Origin of the sequence: Pseudomonas medicaginis, assembly GCF_965119365.1 — a bacterium.
Taxonomy (GTDB): Bacteria; Pseudomonadota; Gammaproteobacteria; order Pseudomonadales; family Pseudomonadaceae; genus Aquipseudomonas.
This window is the reverse complement of sequence record NZ_OZ221631.1, coordinates 4053078-4070680: the sequence shown is the minus strand read 5'-3', so window position 1 is coordinate 4070680 and position 17603 is coordinate 4053078. Positions and strand designations below refer to the sequence as shown.

The following is a 17603-nucleotide window of genomic DNA, read 5'->3' as shown; positions in this document are numbered from 1 at the left end:
TGCCTGGTCGCAATGCCAGGCAAGCCTTACGATCACAAGCGAATCCGCTTGATATCCCGCTGCGGCGGCGCTCCGAAGAGACGACTGTATTCGCGACTGAACTGCGAGGCGCTTTCATAGCCCACCAAGCCCCCAGCGCTGCTTGCATCGACGTTCTGGCTCAACATCAACTGCCGAGCGGCTTGTAGCCGCAGCTGCTTCTGGTATTGCAACGGGCTCATTCCCGTCACGGTGCGAAAATGCTGGCGAAAAGTGGAAGGACTCATATGGGCCTGTGCCGCCAGATCGTCCATGCGCAACGCCTGGCTAAAATTCAGTTTCAGCCAGGCGACCGTCCTGGCAATGTGCTGGCTGGGTGACCCGGCAGCGATCACATGCAGCAATTGCGGCGCGTGGGCACCGCTCAGCAGACGCGCGATGATCTCTTCCTTGATCAGCGGAGCCACTGCCTCAAGCAGCGGCGGTTCATCCAGCAGGTCTATCAAGCGTCGCAGGGCGTCCAGCACTCCGGTATCCAGCGCTTGAACGGTAATCGGTCGAAACGCGTCATCTCTCATGCGTTGTGACAACTGCATGCGTTCGGCCACATGCATCACCATCGTGCTGTCGAATCTCAGCATCATGCCCAGGAATGGCTTGGCGATGCTGGCTTGGGAGACGTGGGAAATGACCGGCAGGTCCACGCAGGTCACCATGGACTGGCCTGGCGCATAGGTCAGTATTTCGTCCCCGATCATGGCTTGCTTGCGGCCTTGCAACGTCACGCCGATGCCCAGGCCATAGATACAATGCATCGGCGCGGTGACCGCTTTGTGCCGATGCAGACTCAAGCCAGCAATAGCGGTGATCTGGTCACCATCGCTGGGCATGAGCTGGCTGACCGAACCGACCAGGCGACTGATGTTGCTGACGCTCGGGTCACTTTTTGAATCGGTGTGCACACTTCACTCCTTGAAAACATCGGACCCAGAACTCGCCCTGATGGCGAACAATATTCGGCATCAGGGCAAGTCGATGGTCAATATGGGCGCAAGTATGCTGGGTCGGCGGTTCGAGCCGCTTGCCTGATTGGCGCAAATTCTTGCTCGATTCAACGAGCCGTAACTGGCGCCAATCCGCCCCGGCCAGGTATGACCAGATATTTCAGCAAGTTAGAAATGCACAAAGCGACGGTTTGCTTCGAAAGCTAAAGACTCTGGAAGAGGTAGCCCGTTGAATGTTGATCATCCAACGCGACACCGGCTTGCTCCAGTCGTCGGGCCAGGGCCGGCGTCTCGACCCGCACTTTCCAATCCAGACCTGCCGGTGCCACGGGGGCCCGGTCGTAACGAACGATCGCTTCAGCCAACTGCACCCGATCAGGCAAATACACCGCCAACGCGTTGCCCTTCCAGGCCGCGACGTTCATGCCCATCGCTTCACACAACGCAATCTTGGCCTGGGCATCGTCCCTGTCCGCCTGGCGGGAACGTTCGATTTGATCGGCCAGGAGCGGGTCGACGACGCGGTCGGTAAACAAGACCTCCCCCGTCTCCCAGACCTCGGGAGGACAGACCTTGTCGGCCGGGCGCAAGGCAATGAGCGGATTGATTTCCATCGGGTAGATTCGACAGACCAACGGCCGCTCTTCATAAATGCCGCAACGACCGTCGTCGCCGAGATTGCGACACTGGGTCAGGGCATTGCCTGCGAACACCGCAACGACTCGGACCCGGGCATCGCCGCTGGTGACTTCCACGGCCCTTTGGGCGCTGTGGGCGAATTGTCGAGGCTCCGCAGGCCAGGTCGACTCATCGAATGCCTCCAGTACGACCGCCACCTCGTGCCCGCGTTGTAGCCACTGCCTAGCCTCCTCCAGCGTCAGCGGAATCAGCCGCCCCTTGCAGCAGATCCCACAACCGTTGCAGGCAAAGCGGATCGGGTTGTTTTGCATACTAAGCACTCGCACACAGGTTTTCGAACGCCTACACAAAGCCCCGCCACTCGGATACCGGTGTGGCAGGGCCTCAGGGCCGCGAGAGTATGTGGAGTGGAACGCCAATCCGTTTGCCGGATCCGCCGGCATGATTGCCTGATCCAAGGTGATTTCAGGTATCAGCCCCTGGCTGGAAATTCGATGTTTCAGGCACTGTGAACCCAGGACGCCCGTAGACCTGGAGACTCATGATGCGGCCTGGGCATGCTCAGGCCCCATGAAACGCCTGCCCCAACACCGCCAACCGCTCTGCCAACGGTGGCAAGCACTGGCTGCTGCGGGTCAGGATGCCGATGTTGTCGGCGTTGCGCTCGGCCACGGCCTGCACGCTTTGCAGGCGCTGGTTGATGCCCATCGATGCCTTGGATTGCTCCTGGGTGGTGCTGGCGATCAGGTCGTTGAAGTGGTTGATCACGGCGATGTCTTCTACAACGGCATGCAACAGTTGCGAAGCCAGTTGGCTGGCGGACACGCAGCGCTCCACCCCGTCGCGGCTGTCTTGCATCGCGACGGCGGCCTGGCGGCTGCCTTGCTGCAGCTTGGCGATGATCTGCTGGATCTCCGTGGTGGACGTCGAGGTTTTTTGTGACAACGTGCGGACCTCATCGGCCACCACCGCGAACCCGCGGCCCTGCTCGCCGGCCCGGGCCGCCTCGATGGCGGCATTGAGAGCCAGCAGGTTGGTCTGCTCGGCAATGCCGTTGATCACATCCAGCACCTGGCCAATCTGCTGTGCCTGGTCGGCCAGGACCTGCACGGTTTCGTTGGTCAGGTTGATGCGCCCGGCCAGCTCGACGATCTCTTCCCGGGCTTGATCCACCGTGCTGCGCCCACGGTTGACCTGCTCGTTGGCCTGGCCGGCGCGCTGCACGGTCTGGCCGACATGGCCGGCAATATGCTCCATGGCCTCGACCAGATGGCTGATGGCACCGCTCATCTGTGCCACTTCGTCGAGCTGGTGGCGGGCACCGGTCTCCAGGGTCTGGCCGACCTGGGACAGGTCCTGGCCCAGGTCCGAGAGGTTGCGGGTGTCGCGTACCACACCGTCCACCAGTTGGGTGACCTGCTGGAGGAAATGATCGAATCGCTCGCTCGAAGAGACCTTGCCCCCTTCGCTTCGCGGCCTGCCGGCGTCGTTGCTCAATTGCGCGGCCGCCGCCAATACCTTGTCGAGCACCTCCTGGTTTTCCGTGGCGTCGACCAGGCTCTGGTTCGCCAGATAAATCAGGATCACGCTTTCCACCACCACGTAGAACGCGTGAAGAAAGATCATCGACCAGCCACCGTGGGTGTCCATGACGAACACCGGGTACCCCTGGTGTTGAAGCCAGTGAAACCCAAGGTGATGAACCGCGATGGTGGCGGCGGCAACGACAATCGGCAGCCAGTCACGGTAGAACGTCAACACGGCCAGCAGCACGAAGATGCCGAAGTGGAATTCGATCACGCCGTGAGTCTGGTTGATGTGCAATGCCGCCATGACCATCAGCGCCACCGCGATGACGCAGCGCATGGCCCGCGTGCCGGCCAAGACGCGATAAAGCGCAGTGCTCGCCACGCAGGTGGTCGCCCCTACCAGCAGCGCCTGGGTAAATGTCGAGTGCAGGAATGCCAGGCCCAGGGAATACAGGAGCGTGAGCCAGAGCAGCCCCAGCATGATGCGATCGGCTTTACGGTGGTGATCGTCAAAGCGCACGGGCGATGTCATGGGGGTTGTCCTTCTCAGAGACTTGGAGGTCCGTTACCAAATGCCGCTATCGGCTCGGCGGCGTTTCGAGAGGGACTTTAACTGATTATCACTGATGATGGCACTGAGCCACTAAATTTTTCCAGGTGGCCTTTGCTTTATGATGTCCGCCATCTCATGACTGACTGATGGACCCCCCATGACTTTCGATTTCGACACGGTAGTGGAGCGCCACGGCACCGGCAGTACAAAATGGAGCCGCTACCCGGCCGATGTGTTGCCGATGTGGGTGGCCGACATGGACTTCCCGGCCCCGCCAATGGTCATCGACGCGCTGCACAGGCGCCTCGAACACCCGATGCTGGGCTACAGCGTCGCCCAGGACAATCTGCGTGCAGCCATCGTGACCGATCTCTGGGACAAGTTCGCCTGGCGCGTCGAGCCCCAGCAGATCGTGTTCCTGCCCGGTGTCGAGCCGGGTTTCAACATGGCGCTGCATGCCCTGGTGGAGCCCCGGCAGAATGTCGTGGTGCAGGTGCCCAACTACCCGCCGCTGCGCCACGCTCCCGATCACTGGCAGTTGAACAAAGTCGAGTTGCCGTTCACCTCGGCCAACGGTGAATTCCACACGCCGTTGGCCGCGTTGCGCGATGCGTTGCAGGGCGGCGGCGCCCTGCTGCTGAGCAATCCCCACAACCCCCTGGGCAAGGTGTTCGGACGCGAAGAACTCAAGGCCGTGGCCGACATTTGCCTGGCGCAGGACGCCTGGATCATCTCCGATGAAATCCATGCCGAACTGTGCTTCGACGGCCGTGTGCACATTCCGACCGCCTCCCTCGGCCCGGAGATTGCCGAGCGCACCATCACCCTGATGTCCGCCAGCAAGGCCTACAACATCGCCGGGCTGAAAACTTCGTTCGCCATTATCCAGAACGCCAAGCTGCGCGAACGTGTCAACGGCGCCCGGGCCGGCATGGTCGACAGCGTCAATGCCCTCGGCCTGGAAGCGACCCGCGCAGCCTACAGCGAAGCCGGCCCGTGGCTGGAAGCCTTGAAAACCTATCTGCAAGCCAATCGCGATTACTTGGTGGAGGCGGTGAACACCCGTCTACCGGGCATCACCATGACCGTGCCCCAAGGCACTTACCTGGCCTGGCTGGATTGCGCCGGGTTGGGGTTGGACGACCCGCAAGGGTTTTTCCTGAAAGAAGCCAAGGTCGGGCTGAGCGCCGGGTTGGATTTTGGTGACGATGCCAGGCAGTTCGTGCGCTTGAATTTCGGCTGCCCACGGGCGCTGCTGGAAGAAGGCCTCGCGCGGATGGAGCGCAGCCTGAAAGCCAGGGGCTGATTCACCCTGTGGCGAGAGCTTGCGCCCTCGCCACAAAAACGCCCTTGCCACCCTTGTTCCGGGGTTTATTCATGCATGTCCGGCGCATGGACAAAGCACAGCTTGTTGCCCTCCGGGTCGCGGCAATAAGCCCCGAAATAACCCTCGCAATACTGCGGTCTCGGGCCGGGTGCGCCTTCGTCGATACCCCCCATGGCCATCGCCTGCTCCCAGGCGGCGCGGACGGTTTGCGGGGAGTCGGCGGCGAAGCTCACTTGCATGCCATTGCCCCAGGTCGCGGGCAGGCCGTTGAACGGCAGTTGGACAAACACCTGCGGCCAGTGCTTGCCGGGTTGGCACCAGCCCTCCCCCGGCGGGCCCGAATCGTTTTCGCCCTCGATGCGCTCCAGCCCCAGGCAACCGAGGACTGCGTCATAAAAAGCGACCATTTTCGGCAGGTCGCGCGCGCCGATCTGTATGTGGCTGAACATTGTCCTGCTCCTTATCGACACCGGTACTGAGGTTGGAGAATACAAGCTCTTCCAAGGTTCGCCAGGGGCCCTCTACTCACCGAATAAACGCGCCTGATCACGCTCATCGACCGGCCAGGCAATCCGACCGAACTCTGCCCGAAAACCCAAAGTCCACCCTCCATCACAACCCACCTGGAGAACGACAATGGCCGACTACCCTTTTCCGCCTTTCCCGAAACAAAGCCAGCCAGTGCCCGGCACCCAGCGCAAGATGGACCCTTATCCGGACTGCGGCGAACAGAGCTATACCGGCTCCGGACGACTGGCGAACAAAATCGCCCTGATCACCGGCGCCGACAGCGGCATCGGTCGCGCCGTTGCCATTGCCTTCGCCCGTGAGGGCGCGGACGTGGCGATTGCCTACTTGGACGAGCATGAAGACGCCCGGGAAACCGCGCGCTGGGTCGAGCAGGCCGGACGTCAGTGCCTGTTGCTGCCCGGTGATCTGGCGGACAAAGGCCTGTGTCGCAAGATCGTCGATGAAACCGTTGCCCGCTTCGGGCATATCGACGTCCTGGTCAACAACGCTGCGTTCCAGATGACCCACGAAAACCTGGAGGACATTCCCGACGAGGAATGGGTGCGCACCTTCGATATCAACATCACAGCGATGTTCAGGATCTGCCAGGCCGCCGTGCCACACATGAAGCCTGGTGGCTCGATCATCAATACCAGCTCGGTCAATTCCGACATGCCCAAGCCGACATTGCTGGCCTATGCCACCACCAAGGGCGCCATCGCCAACTTCACCGGCGGCCTGGCGCAACTGCTCGGGCCCAAGGGTATCCGCGTGAACAGCGTGGCGCCGGGACCGATCTGGACGCCGTTGATCGTGGCGACCATGCCTGAGGAAGAAGTGCAGAATTTTGGTTCCCAGACACCTCTTGGTCGCCCTGGCCAGCCGGTTGAAGTGGCGCCGATCTATGTGCTGCTGGCTTCGGACGAAAGCAGCTACATCTCCGGGGCCCGTTATGGGATTACCGGGGGCAAGCCGATGCTTTAAGCATCGGCGCAGTGTTTTACCTGTGGGAGCGAGCTTGCTCGCGATAGGGGCAGTCCAGGCAACATCAATGGTGACTGGTTCACCGCTATCGCGAGCAAGCTCCCACAGTGGAATGTGCCCAGCCAGTCGATCGGTAACAGCAGTGCCCTTGACACAAAGTACCTGTGACAGTGCTCAGGACGGCTCCTTGGCAATCACCGATATCTTCCCGTTGCGCTCAATGATCGCAAACTTGATCTGTTCCAGGGCCTCGATGCCCTGCCCCGCGCCCGCCGAACGCATCGGTGGAGGTTGCAGCGTTTGCACCTCGAAGCCTTCCAGCCAATCGCCGCCCAACTCGACTTCCAATACGGCGTTGGTCTGGCCCTTGAGACGGATGACCAGGGCGTTGCTGGAGCCATTGCGGTGGAAAGCCTGGTACTCGACGCCAAGGCTGCCGTCGTTGCTGTGCAGCTCCCGGTTGCTTAGCGGGCCACGGGAAAACAGCCCCAGCAAAGGCCAGGATCACCAACAGCACCAACACGTACCAGCCAATTCGCTCGAAACGCCAGACCTTGTGCTGGAACGCCATGTCTTCACGTACGGGAAACTGACGGCTCCGGTGGTCGTCCTGCTCGTATGAATCGCTCATGGCCGCCCCCTAGCGCCGCTCGCCGGCCACGGCGCGCTGGTGAAAGCTGGGCAGTTGTTGCAGCACGTATTCGGCGGCCCACAATTGCACCTGACAGCGACTGCCGAAGAACCGCACGCAGCGACTGAACAGTGCTCGCTGACCGTTCACATCGAACGCCCAGGCAAAGCAGACAGTGCCGGCGGGTATTCCGTCCTTGTCGTCTGGCCCGAGCAGGCCGGTGGTGGCGACCGCCGCGTTGGCATTGGCATCGTGCAAGGCACCAAGGGCCATCTCCTCGGCGACTTCGCGGCTGGTGAGATTGAACGTCTCGATGGTGCGTGGGCTGACACCGAGCAAGCGTTGTTTGGCCTCCGGGGAATACACCACATAACCGCTTTCGATCAGTGACCCACTGCCGGGCACCTCGGCCAGCAATGTGACGATCTTTCCGGCGGTACAGGATTCGGCCGTGGTCAGGCGCAGGTCATGATCGCGCAGGTAATCAACCAGGATTTGAGCAACAGTCATGGCAGACGGTCCTTCAGGGGGGCTGATGAGTTGACCTTTGCCGTTGTGATTCATTCCCTTTATCGCCCCGTCGGCCGGGAACAGCAAATAAATGAAACCCGCGTCTTTTTCTGTGCCTCAAACCCAATAAAGGCCTCATGCAGAGGCCATCCTGATCAGGAGGTCGTCATGTCCGCACCTTTCGTCAAACTGTTCACCCAGCCCGAATTCGCCTGGGCCGACATACGCGAGCAAGAACAGGCACATCCACGCCATTACCTGGCGCATTTGCTGCTGCTCGCGCTGATTCCCGCGGTATGCCTGTTCATCGGCACCACCTGGACCGGATGGAGCCTGGCTGAAAACGAAACGGTACGGCTCAGCAGTGCCAGCGCCCTTCAATTGTGCGTGCTGCTGTATCTGACCAGCGTCGTCGGCGTCACGTTGATGGGGCTGTTCATCCGCTGGATGTCCCGCACTTTCGAAGCGCGCCCGACGGTCAACCAATGCATCGGTTTCGCCGCCTATACCGCAACGCCATATTTCCTGGCCGGAATCTTTGGGCTTTACCCGAGCCGCTGGCTGGCCGTGGCAGTGCTGTTGCTGGCGTCGGCCTACTCGACATTTCTGCTGTTCGTCGGGCTGCCCAAGTTCATGGGCCTCAAGAAGGAACAGGGCTTGCTGTATTCGGCAAGTGTCTGGGGCGTGGGCATGCTGGTCCTGGTGACGATCCTGGTGGAAATGATCCTGCTCTGGTTCAACTACCTGCAGCCGGAATATCTGCGTGTGCCGGTGGGCTGAACGCATTTCAGATTACCGATGACAAGGGCTTGTGATGATCAGGTTCATCCTGGGGGAGCGAGCTTGCTCGCGATGGCGGTGGTTCAGTCACATGGATATTGGGCTTGCTGGCCTCTTCGCGAGCAAGCTCGCTCCCACAGGGGACCGCGTCGTATATAGAGTTTGTGACTTCTGAACATCCGAATAGCTGGTATACCTTAGATTTTCTTCATACCGATACGCCTGCGCATCTCAGCCGTAATATTCTGCCGAGTCTTCTTCAGCCCAGCCCAAGGCTCATGACCCACCTCCGCCAGGCGCTCATGAACATTGTGCACGTTCCATAGATTTGCCCCCTTGAGCTGCGCCACCTCCTCGCGAAAAATCGGTACCGACACCGGTAACCCTTCGCGCGTCCGGGCGGCGTAGGCGCAGATGGTGGTAGCGCCCAGACCATTGCGCAGGTAATCGATGAAGATCCGCCCTACCCGGTTCTTCGGCCCGGACACCGCCGAAAAACGGTCCGGCAACAGCTTGGCCATGTGGCTGACAATCGCATGGCTGAAGCCCTTGACCTCATCCCACCCCAGCTTGCGCGTCAATGGTACTACCACATGGATGCCCTTGCCGCCGCTGGTCTTGAGGAACGCCTTGAGCCCCAGCTCATCGAGTACCGACAACGTGAGCTGCGTGGCCTCGACCATGCTTTTCCAGGGCAGCGCCGGGTCCGGGTCCAGGTCAAGGACGAAGCGGTCGGGCTTGTCCAGGTCGACGGACATGGCATTCCAGGTGTGCAGCTCGACCGTGCTCATCTGCACTGCACCGACCAGCGCCTCGGCGTTGTTGATGATCATCACAGGCTGCCCCGTCAGGGCCTTGTCCAGGCTGGTGATACCGGGAATCGCCAGGCGCTCTGAGTTCTTCTGGAAAAACAGCTCACCGGCGATGCCATCCGGTGCGCGGACCAGGGCCACCGGGCGATCTTTCAATTCCGGCAGGATGAATTCGGCGACGCTGGCGTAGTATTCGGCCAGTTGCAGCTTGGTGGTGCCGCTGCTGGCGTCGATGATCCGCTCCGGGTGGGTGATTCGGACCTTGCCATCCATGCCCGGCGCCTTGGCTTTTGTCTGGGGCTTTGCCTTGTCCTTGCTCTTGTCCGGTTTAGCGTCAGGTTCATCCTGGGCACGGGTTTTCTTCGCCGCGGTGGTTTTTTTCACGGGTTTGGCAAGCTCCTGGGTGATGTCCTTGGCCGGTTTATCGTCGCGCAGCCCATGGAAGACCGCATGGCGCACCGAACCCTCCTTGGTCATTTCGGCGAAGGCCACTTCCGCCAGCAGCGTCGGCTCGAGCCAATGCACGCCCTTGGCTTCATAGCCGGTGGGCGGATTCACCACGGCGGCTTTTTTCGTTTCCAGGGGCAGCAGTCGCTGGTAAATGCTTTTAAGAGTGGTCTCGTTGAACCCGGTGCCGACCTTGCCGGCATAGCGCAACTGGCCGCTGTCGGTATCGTGCAGCCCCAACAGCAAGGCGCCGAATGCGTTGCGAGCGCCCTTGGGATCACTGAAACCCACCACCACGAATTCCTGGCGACGCTTGCACTTGAGCTTTATCCAGTCACTGCTGCGCCTGGACACATAGGCGCTGCCGACGCGCTTGCCGATCAGCCCTTCCATCTGCATCTGACAGGCGCTATTGAGCAGCGCATCCGGGGTTTCTTCGAACGCATCGGAAAATCTCAGCAAGGGGCTTTCATTGGGCTCCAGCACAGCAGCCAATGCGGCCCGGCGTTCTTGCACCGGCACTTTGCACAAATCCATGCCATTGAGGTAAGGGACGTCGAACAGGTAATAGGCGATCTGGCCGCTGCTGCCGGCCTCGAAGGCGTTTTGCAAGGCCTGGAAGTCCGGCACGCCCTGCTCGTTGGCGACCACCATCTCGCCGTCGAGCCAAGCCGACTCCAACCCCAGCGCGGCCAGAGCCTCGGCCTGCGTGGGTAACTTGTGGGTCCAATCATGGCCGTTGCGGGTAAACAGCCTGACGTCGCCGTTTTCGATGCGCGCCATGACCCGATAACCGTCGAACTTGATTTCGTAGAGCCACTCGCCGTCGGGCGCGCTGTCCACCAGCGTCGCCAGTTCCGGCTTGAGGGTGTCCGGCAGCGGCCCGGCGACCGCGCCGCTGAGGGTGGTGTTGGAGGTGCGTTTCGGCTGGGCGGACTTTTCCCGTTGTTTCACCGCCTTGGCCGCGACAACCTTGCCTCGACGCTTGGGCACGAGGGTGCGATCACTGAGCACGCTGTCCGGCTCGGCCTGGACCACGTCGTATTCGCTTTCGGAACGGGCGGCCGGGTCCTGATGCTTGATCAGGAACCACTGCTCCTGCTTGCCGGGCATGTGGGTGCGCACCAGGTTCCACAGGCCGCTGAGCTTTTCGCCTTGCAGCTCGAACTTGAGCCGGCCTTTTTCGTAGGCTTCACGGGGGTCTCCCTGGGGAATCCAGACGCCCCGGTCCCAGACGATCACGTCGCCGGCACCGTAATGGCCTTCAGGGATATTGCCCTCGAACGTCGCGTAGTCCAGCGGATGATCTTCGACATGCACCGCCAGGCGCTTGGCTTTCGGGTCCAGGGAAGGCCCCTTGGGCACCGCCCAGCTCTTGAGCGCGCCGTCCAGCTCCAGCCGGAAGTCGTAATGCAGCCGCGAGGCATCGTGTTTTTGAATGCAGAACTGCAAGGCATGGGCGGTTTTTGCCGATTTTCGCGAGCGTTTCGCCGCCGGCTCCGGGGTGGCGGCGAAATCCCGCATGCGGTTGTAATCCTCCAGGGTCTTGCTGCTCATGGACCACCCGCCACTTGCTGCAACGCTGGGTCAGCAACCGGCATCCCGGCGGTTTCCGCGAGCAATTGATCCACCACTCGACTCAGGGCCTGTTCGACCGAATCGCCCAGCAGCAGGCCTTGTTCGTAGAGCACGATTTGGCGATCGGCACTGGTGCCTTCCTGCACGATCCGGCGGGCCTGCTTGAACACGTCCTGCACGCCCAGCTCGGCCGCGGTTTCACCGAAGGTCTGCTCCGCCAGCGTCAGCCACTCACCGATCAGCATCGGCTGTTCCTGCCCCTCGACGATAAACTCCGCGAGAATCCCGTGGCGCTTGGCTCGCCAGCGGTTTTCCTTGAGGATCCACTGGGACATCTGGGTGTAATGGATACCGGGCCGGCGCTGCGCCACGGCATGGGCCACCATCAGGCGAAACAGCGAAACCAGGCACAGCACGTCGTCTGCCCGAGGACAGGCGTCGCAAATGCGCAATTCCAGCGTGGGATACCGTGACGAAGGCCGTATCACCCACCAGCAATCGCTGGCCTGGCGAATGGAACCGGTGCGCATGAGCATATCGACGTAGCCGGCGAACGCCGACTCATCTTCGAAGTACTCCGGCGCGCCCATGCGAGGCCATTCATCGCAAGCGACTTGTCGATAGCTGCTAAAACCACTGTAGCCACCGTTCCAGAATGGCGATGACGCGCTCAGGGCCAGGAACATCGGCAACCAGGGCAGGACCTCATTCATGACCCGCACGCGATCCTGCGTGGCCGGCACTTCCACATGGACATGCAGGCCCGAGAGCACGCTGCGCCGCGCCACCCGCTGGTAATCATCGAACAGTTGCTGGAAGTGCAACTCGTCGGTGGGTTGCAACACCTGGGTGGCCATCGGGTGCGAGCCGGCGCTGAGCAAGCCCAGGCCATAAGACGCCAGCCGCTGGTTCAGGCCCGTACGCACCTGGCTCAGGTAGTCGGCGGCGTCGGGCAGGCTGCGGAAGATGGGTGAGGCCATCTCCACCTGGCATTGGAACATTTCATGGGCGAAGTGCTTGCCCAGCTCGGCCTGGCACGCGGCGACAGCCTCCGCGGGTGGTTCACCCGGCATGCAACGGGTGTGCAGATCAGTGATGAAATACTCCTCTTCAACGCCGAATTTCATGCGCCTGTTCATCGATAGTCCCTCCGATACCCGCGCCGATGCGGGTTACAACCAACGCCACCACGGCGATCCTTTCCACGTCCTGATAACCCGGCGTGAGCAGTTCCTCACCGAACACATCCGGGTCCAATTCCTTGTAGGTCCAGCCGAAGTCCGTGGAGTCACGCCATTGCCCGAGCGCTTCCAGGAACGGGTCACGTCCGTCGACCATCGCCACGCCGGTGTAGAGCACCAACGAGCCGCCAGGGGTAAGCCGGGGCAAGGCCTGTTCGACGATACGCAGCGACAGGCCGGCGCCCAGTGTCCCGCCGCCGTGGCGATAGGCGCGCTCGGACGGATCGGCCATGTACGGCGGGTTGGCGACGATCAGGTCGAACTGGCCTGGCACGTCCTGCAACACGTCGCTATGGGCGACCTCGACATTGGCCAGCTCCGCCAGTGCGGCGTTCACGGCGCTCAGGCGCAAGGCCTGGGGATTGATGTCCACGGCCAGCACTTGCGCTTCACGGCGGGCGCGGGCAATCACGATGGCGCCGACACCCGCGCCACAACCGATGTCCACGGCGCGATGCACCGCCGTGAAACTCTGTTGCAGATGAGTATGGATCAGTTGGGCGAAGCGGTAGCTGTCAGGGCCGAAAAACACCGCATCGGTGGCCTGCGTGGGGAACTGCGAATGGGCAAACAGCAAGCCATCCAGGCTCGACCAGCGCACCCGGCTACGCAATAAGCCGTCGTGTGCCTCGAGCACTTGGGCGTCCTGCAGTTGCCGCTGTTCGTCGGTGCTGATCAGCCCCGGCGCAAAGGGCCGCGACCAGCCGAACACGTCCCGCAAGGTCTTGGAACACTCATTGCCGGGACGCTGGTTGACCCGTTCATGGGTCAACGGCGTCGGGGTGATGAAACGGTAGCCGTCGGCTTGCAGACGCCGACCTAGTTGCAACAGTGCGAGGTCCGGTTCGGACAGGCGTTCTTCCACATTCATGCAAGGCTCCCTAGCGCAGTGCGGATTTGAGTTCGATGAACCGGCGAGTCGCCAGCAGCCCAGCCGGATGGCTGTGACAGCGGGCGCAAAGCCAGGGCATCAGGACTTGCATCTGCTCGTCGGGCGTGCGGCCTTGCAAGGCCTGTTGCAGGCGTTGCACATCGGGATCATCCATCGGCGTTACGGGTTCGCAAGCGGCGCCTGGCACCCGCCGCAGGCCCGACTTGGTGCCCTCGTCCAGCCACTCACCAGCGATCCAGTCGTGCAGCAGCTGTTTTTCGTAAGGACTGAACACCCCGAACATGGCCGCCCCTGCCCCGTCGATCAGCGTCCAGAAGCGGCTGTGTTGCGGGTCTTCATGGCGCTTGATCCAGCCTTTGTTCTCCATGGCCGCCAGGAACCCTTCCAACTGGCCCGGTGCCGAAAGCCACTGGTTGACGGTCTTGCCTTCGAACTTGCAGTAATCGGAATGCATGTGCTGGCCGAACGGACGTTTGCGTTCGAGCATGTCCAGCACTTCGCGGTCCAGGTCGAAGGCGTCGATGATGGCCCGGCTGCCCTGCCCCAGATCATTGAGGCGATAGCCCAAGGTGACTCGCTGCCAGAAAGCTTCCCGGTCCGCCTCCATCGGCATCAGTTGCAACAGCGACTGAACGGCCTTGTGGGCGTGGCCGGTGCTGGCGTTGTCGATGGTGACATGGAGGGTGAAATAGTACGGATCGATGTCCAGCTCGCTCAACTCATAGGCGCTGATCAACAGATGCAAGGGCAATTGCTCATAGCCCAGGTTATAGCCGATGACCTCCGGCAGGTAGTCGTCGCCGGCATAGCCCAGGGCCAGTTGCACGGCGCCTTGCAGATAAAGGTCGTCGTCGATGTCCGGCGCGTCCGACAGGTCGTGTTCGGCGAGCAACTTGCGATAGAGCACCACATGGTTCTGCGAAGGATGACCGTCCCCCAGCTCTTCCAGGTAGGTGCACAACAGTCCTTCGAAACGGTGGTCGTGCCAGTGCTTGACCACGCCATAGAGCCAGGCACCGTCCACCCGTTTGGTCGGCGCCACGGCCTGGAGGAAATACAGGGCATGGGCCTTGCCGCGGAAGAACTCCCGGGGGCCGCCGTTTTTGCGCCGTTCCAGATAGTCAGCGTATTGCCGGGCCACGCCGGCGCTGTGTTGCTCGACCCAGGCCTGCAACGCCATGGGATCGGTGGGCATCTCCTGGGGGAGCGATGCAGCCTTTGTGATGCATTGCTCAAGGAACGCTTGGGCGACAGCTTGCTTGTCGGCGTCATCGGGGCCCTGGAACAGCCGTTCATAGCATTGGCGCACCTGGCCGTTATGAATAACAGGGTGCACGGTGGCCGGCTGGGATTGGAGGGGTGTCAGCGCAGTCATAAGGGCCTCTTGAGTTCTCGGCGGACGCTGAATCAGAACGTCTCTCCTGTTGCAGAGCGTCGAGAACGGCGAAAAATTCCGTTGGATTGAAAGGCAGGCGGATAAACGGAGCCGTCTGTTCACAGCGGGAACCCTCGCTTCGCTCCAGCCCTCGAATGCTGAGACTCACCCGGCTGTTGAATGTGACAACGGCACTGTCCAAGGAGCAACAATGACGTTCACAGTATGGGTAGCGGTGCTCGGTGCGGTGTTGCTGACCCTGGCCCTGACCTCCTCCTATCTGCGCTGGATGCCGGTCACCACCTCGGCGATGTGCCTGGTGCTGGGGGCGGCCATCGGGCCGATGGGGTTGGACGTGCTGAAGCTGGACATCAGCGACTCGACGGTCTGGATGGAGCACCTCACGGAAGTCGCGGTGGTGTTTTCGCTGTTCGTCAGCGGCCTCAAGTTGCGCCTGCCCCTCAAGGACCGTACCTGGCGCGTGGCCTATGGGCTGGCCGGGCCAGTGATGATCCTGTGCATCACCGGCCTGTGCCTGGCGCTGCACTATCTGTTGGGCCTGAGTTGGGGCGTGTCGATGCTGATCGGCGCGATGCTGGCGCCCACCGACCCGGTATTGGCGGCGCTGGTGCAGGTCAACGACGCCCGGGATGACGACCGGGTGCGGTTCAGCCTGTCGGGCGAAGCCGGGTTGAACGACGGCACGGCGTTTCCCTTTGTGATCCTTGGCCTGTTGATGCTGCGTGAGGACGGCAGCGGTTTTCTCGGCGATTGGCTGCTTTATGACGTCCTGTGGGCCGTGCCCGCTGGGTTGCTGGTCGGTTACTGGATGGGCCGCGGCATTGGCAAGCTGACCTTGTCGATGCGCATCAAGAATGCCGACAGCACCCTGTCCCCCAACGACTACCTGGCCCTGGCCTTGATTGCCCTGGCGTACGTGGTGGCTGAGTGGGTCCAGGGCTACGGCTTTCTCTCAGTGTTCGCCGCCGGCCTGGGGCTGCGTCAGGCCGAGGTCAAATCCACCGATCAAGCGGCGCCGCCGGCCGAACACCTGGTACAACCGGTGGTGGGCCATGAAACCGTCGATCCCCGACAGGCGGTCCTGGGCGATACGGAATCGCTGGACGACGGTCAATTGGCCGCCGGGGTGATGATGAGCGACATGTTGGCGTTCGGCAGCCTGGTGGAGCGGTCGATGGAGGTGTTCCTGGTGACGCTTCTGGGGATCGTGCTGGTCAACCATTGGGACTGGCGGGCCCTGGCGATCGGTGCCCTGCTGTTTGTCGTGATTCGTCCGTTGAGTGTGCTGGTGGTGCCCTGGCGGCAATTGCTCGACGGCCCGCAACGGCTACTGATCGGCTGGTTCGGCATTCGCGGGATTGGCAGCCTGTTTTATCTGTTCTACGCCTTGAACCATGAGCTGCCGCCAGAGGCCGCGCAACTGTGCATCAACCTCACCCTGTCGGTGGTGGCCCTGAGCATTCTGGTTCATGGCGTCACGACCCAGCCCACGCTGGCCTGGTATGAGCGCCGTAAACGGCTGGGTTGAAGCATTGTGGCGAGCAGGCGGCTCCCCCAATGGTTCCTGCGGTGTACGCAGGATTTGCGCACGCCTCCATCCCTGTGGGAGCTGGGCTTGCCCGCGAAGACGACGGCACATTCAGCACCTCTGTAACAGGTACACCGCTTTCGCGAGCAAGCCCCCCACCACAATGATGTCCTCATTCCCAAGGTGTCTCTCAAACACCTGGATCGCTCACCTGGATGTAGAACGAATACGCCCCCAGCAACACCCAGAACGTGGCGAAGATCCAGGGGGTACGCACCGAGAACAGCAGCGACTTGCGGTAGCCCTTGTGGGTCGATTCCCGCTCGCTGAACAGCGGCGATTCGTCGTAGGCCAGGCCCATCAGCGGTTCGGCGCGCAAGAGTTCGCTCTGCTTGAAATGCCAGTGATCGATGATCTCGTAGGCCGCCTTGATGCCCGGCCAGGCGTTGAGCGAACTCAGGAATCCCAGCAAGGCCAGGAACGGCGGCACGATCAGCGTGAACAACTTGCCCCACTCCGGGTTCAGGTTGGCCATGCACGAGGCAAAGGCGATCACCAGGAAAGATTGGGCGGCCAGGTAAGCATCGGTTCGATTGGCCAGGATACTGGTTTCGTATTGGATCTCCCGGCGATAAAAATCCAGCCGCTCCTTGGGCGAGCCGAACAGCTTGGCGTTGTGTTCCGTCAATTCTTCTTCCGGGGTGGGCCCGGTGAGTATTCTGGGCATTGCGCAGGCGGTGCCTCGGTGATGATTGGGACTCGTTAGAAAAACCCGGTGCACGGCAAGTTCAAGCCAACCGACCACAGGTGCAGCAAATTTCGAGGAAACGCTCCCCAACCGCCAAGGTCATTACTACTTAAAGGCAAGAGGACCGTTGTGTGGATTATCTTGGATGGGTGCAATGGCCAGCGATGCTCGTCACGGTGCTGGCCGCCTGGTTGATCGGCTCACGCCAACCCCGACGCAGGGTGGCGGGCTTCAGCTGTTTTATTGCGAGCAACATTCTGTGGGTGGGCTGGGGGCTGCATACCCACGCCTATGCATTGATCGTGTTGCAGTTTTGCCTATGCGCGATGAATTTGCGGGGGTTCAAGAAAAATACCGAATAGACACCTTCCCTTACAGATAGGTACTTCCCTTGTGGCGAGGGGATTTATCCCCGTCGGGGCGCGAAGCGGCCCTCAATAGAGCCGACGCCTCGGGGTATCAGGTTGATAAAGGGGCTGCTGCGCAGCCCCACGGGGATAAATCCCCTCGCCACA

Annotated in this window: 15 protein-coding genes and 1 pseudogene; 5 read left to right on the top strand and 11 right to left on the bottom strand. The window is 61.5% G+C overall.

From position 1 onward, the window contains the following. Positions 1–32: 32 nt before the first annotated feature. The 3 genes from ACMTA2_RS17895 to ACMTA2_RS17885 all read right to left on the bottom strand — a co-directional run bounded on the left by ACMTA2_RS17895 (position 33) and on the right by ACMTA2_RS17885 (position 2879). A complete protein-coding gene (locus ACMTA2_RS17895) occupies positions 33–941 on the bottom strand; it encodes an AraC family transcriptional regulator (protein ID WP_413791062.1) in 909 nt (302 codons plus the stop codon). Between the two features lie 245 nt (positions 942–1186). Beyond that, a complete protein-coding gene (locus ACMTA2_RS17890; RefSeq protein WP_413791061.1) occupies positions 1187–1933 on the bottom strand; it encodes a YkgJ family cysteine cluster protein in 747 nt (248 codons plus the stop codon). Positions 1934–2183: 250 nt separating this feature from the next. Then, entirely contained in the window at positions 2184–2879 is a 696-nt protein-coding gene (locus ACMTA2_RS17885) for a methyl-accepting chemotaxis protein (protein ID WP_413795678.1), read from the bottom strand. Between the two features lie 982 nt (positions 2880–3861). Between ACMTA2_RS17885 and ACMTA2_RS17880 the strand changes: the two genes are divergently transcribed. Next, a complete protein-coding gene (locus ACMTA2_RS17880) occupies positions 3862–5010 on the top strand; it encodes a MalY/PatB family protein (RefSeq protein ID WP_413791060.1) in 1149 nt (382 codons plus the stop codon). 65 nt (positions 5011–5075) lie between these two features. Here ACMTA2_RS17880 and ACMTA2_RS17875 read toward each other — a convergent pair whose 3' ends face one another. Then, on the bottom strand, positions 5076–5480 hold the full coding sequence (locus tag ACMTA2_RS17875) for a VOC family protein (protein ID WP_413791059.1): 405 nt from the start codon (positions 5478–5480) through the stop codon (positions 5076–5078). Between the two features lie 187 nt (positions 5481–5667). On the opposite strand from ACMTA2_RS17875, the gene ACMTA2_RS17870 reads away from it, so the two are divergent. After that, on the top strand, positions 5668–6525 hold the full coding sequence (locus ACMTA2_RS17870) for an SDR family oxidoreductase (RefSeq protein ID WP_413791058.1): 858 nt from the start codon (positions 5668–5670) through the stop codon (positions 6523–6525). Positions 6526–6699: 174 nt separating this feature from the next. Here ACMTA2_RS17870 and ACMTA2_RS17865 read toward each other — a convergent pair. Both ACMTA2_RS17865 and ACMTA2_RS17860 read right to left on the bottom strand, forming a co-directional pair. Beyond that, positions 6700–7156, bottom strand: a pseudogene (locus ACMTA2_RS17865) (hypothetical protein). A gap of 9 nt (positions 7157–7165) precedes the next feature. Continuing rightward, a complete protein-coding gene (locus ACMTA2_RS17860) occupies positions 7166–7666 on the bottom strand; it encodes a CinA family protein (RefSeq protein ID WP_413791057.1) in 501 nt (166 codons plus the stop codon). A gap of 168 nt (positions 7667–7834) precedes the next feature. Here ACMTA2_RS17860 and ACMTA2_RS17855 point away from each other — a divergent pair, with 168 nt between their 5' ends. Beyond that, positions 7835–8446 carry a Yip1 family protein gene (locus tag ACMTA2_RS17855; RefSeq protein ID WP_413791056.1) on the top strand — a complete coding sequence of 204 codons (612 nt, stop codon included), beginning with the start codon at positions 7835–7837 and terminating at the stop codon, positions 8444–8446. A gap of 197 nt (positions 8447–8643) precedes the next feature. Here the strand turns inward: ACMTA2_RS17855 and ligD are convergent, their stop codons facing one another. The 4 genes from ligD to ACMTA2_RS17835 are packed head-to-tail and all read right to left on the bottom strand — an operon-like array spanning position 8644 to position 14791. Further along, positions 8644–11262, bottom strand: coding sequence for a DNA ligase D (gene ligD / locus ACMTA2_RS17850; protein WP_413791055.1), 2619 nt, complete (start codon positions 11260–11262; stop codon positions 8644–8646). Next, on the bottom strand, positions 11259–12422 hold the full coding sequence (locus tag ACMTA2_RS17845; protein ID WP_413791054.1) for a carboxylate-amine ligase: 1164 nt from the start codon (positions 12420–12422) through the stop codon (positions 11259–11261). Before ACMTA2_RS17845 ends, ligD begins: the two co-directional genes overlap by 4 nt. After that, complete coding sequence (locus ACMTA2_RS17840) at positions 12394–13395, bottom strand: methyltransferase (protein ID WP_413791053.1); 1002 nt, start codon at positions 13393–13395, stop codon at positions 12394–12396. Before ACMTA2_RS17840 ends, ACMTA2_RS17845 begins: the two co-directional genes overlap by 29 nt. Before the next feature lie 10 nt (positions 13396–13405). Then, on the bottom strand, positions 13406–14791 hold the full coding sequence (locus tag ACMTA2_RS17835) for an iron-containing redox enzyme family protein (RefSeq protein WP_413791052.1): 1386 nt from the start codon (positions 14789–14791) through the stop codon (positions 13406–13408). Between the two features lie 211 nt (positions 14792–15002). Between ACMTA2_RS17835 and ACMTA2_RS17830 the strand changes: the two genes are divergently transcribed. Then, entirely contained in the window at positions 15003–16340 is a 1338-nt protein-coding gene (locus ACMTA2_RS17830; RefSeq protein ID WP_413791051.1) for a cation:proton antiporter, read from the top strand. Positions 16341–16530: 190 nt separating this feature from the next. On the opposite strand, the gene ACMTA2_RS17825 is transcribed toward ACMTA2_RS17830, so the two are convergent. Then, positions 16531–17067 (bottom strand): hypothetical protein, encoded by a 537-nt coding sequence (locus ACMTA2_RS17825; protein ID WP_413791050.1) that lies wholly within the window; start codon positions 17065–17067, stop codon positions 16531–16533. 152 nt (positions 17068–17219) lie between these two features. On the opposite strand from ACMTA2_RS17825, the gene ACMTA2_RS17820 reads away from it, so the two are divergent. Then, positions 17220–17450: a hypothetical protein gene (locus ACMTA2_RS17820; RefSeq protein WP_413791049.1), complete on the top strand. Its 231-nt coding sequence runs from the start codon at positions 17220–17222 to the stop codon at positions 17448–17450. Positions 17451–17603 lie beyond the last annotated feature (153 nt).

What these genes read in the sequence shown, in the direction of transcription:
- ACMTA2_RS17890 (WP_413791061.1), bottom strand. Translation starts at nt 1,933, where the DNA reads ATGCAAAACAACCCGATCCGCTTTGCCTGCAACGGTTGTGGGATCTGC.
- ACMTA2_RS17885 (WP_413795678.1), bottom strand. Translation starts at nt 2,879, where the DNA reads ATGGAGCATATTGCCGGCCATGTCGGCCAGACCGTGCAGCGCGCCGGC.
- ACMTA2_RS17880 (WP_413791060.1), top strand. Translation starts at nt 3,862, where the DNA reads ATGACTTTCGATTTCGACACGGTAGTGGAGCGCCACGGCACCGGCAGT.
- ACMTA2_RS17875 (WP_413791059.1), bottom strand. Translation starts at nt 5,480, where the DNA reads ATGTTCAGCCACATACAGATCGGCGCGCGCGACCTGCCGAAAATGGTC.
- ACMTA2_RS17870 (WP_413791058.1), top strand. Translation starts at nt 5,668, where the DNA reads ATGGCCGACTACCCTTTTCCGCCTTTCCCGAAACAAAGCCAGCCAGTG.
- ACMTA2_RS17860 (WP_413791057.1), bottom strand. Translation starts at nt 7,666, where the DNA reads ATGACTGTTGCTCAAATCCTGGTTGATTACCTGCGCGATCATGACCTG.
- ACMTA2_RS17855 (WP_413791056.1), top strand. Translation starts at nt 7,835, where the DNA reads ATGTCCGCACCTTTCGTCAAACTGTTCACCCAGCCCGAATTCGCCTGG.
- ligD (WP_413791055.1), bottom strand. Translation starts at nt 11,262, where the DNA reads ATGAGCAGCAAGACCCTGGAGGATTACAACCGCATGCGGGATTTCGCC.
- ACMTA2_RS17845 (WP_413791054.1), bottom strand. Translation starts at nt 12,422, where the DNA reads ATGAACAGGCGCATGAAATTCGGCGTTGAAGAGGAGTATTTCATCACT.
- ACMTA2_RS17840 (WP_413791053.1), bottom strand. Translation starts at nt 13,395, where the DNA reads ATGAATGTGGAAGAACGCCTGTCCGAACCGGACCTCGCACTGTTGCAA.
- ACMTA2_RS17835 (WP_413791052.1), bottom strand. Translation starts at nt 14,791, where the DNA reads ATGACTGCGCTGACACCCCTCCAATCCCAGCCGGCCACCGTGCACCCT.
- ACMTA2_RS17830 (WP_413791051.1), top strand. Translation starts at nt 15,003, where the DNA reads ATGACGTTCACAGTATGGGTAGCGGTGCTCGGTGCGGTGTTGCTGACC.
- ACMTA2_RS17825 (WP_413791050.1), bottom strand. Translation starts at nt 17,067, where the DNA reads ATGCCCAGAATACTCACCGGGCCCACCCCGGAAGAAGAATTGACGGAA.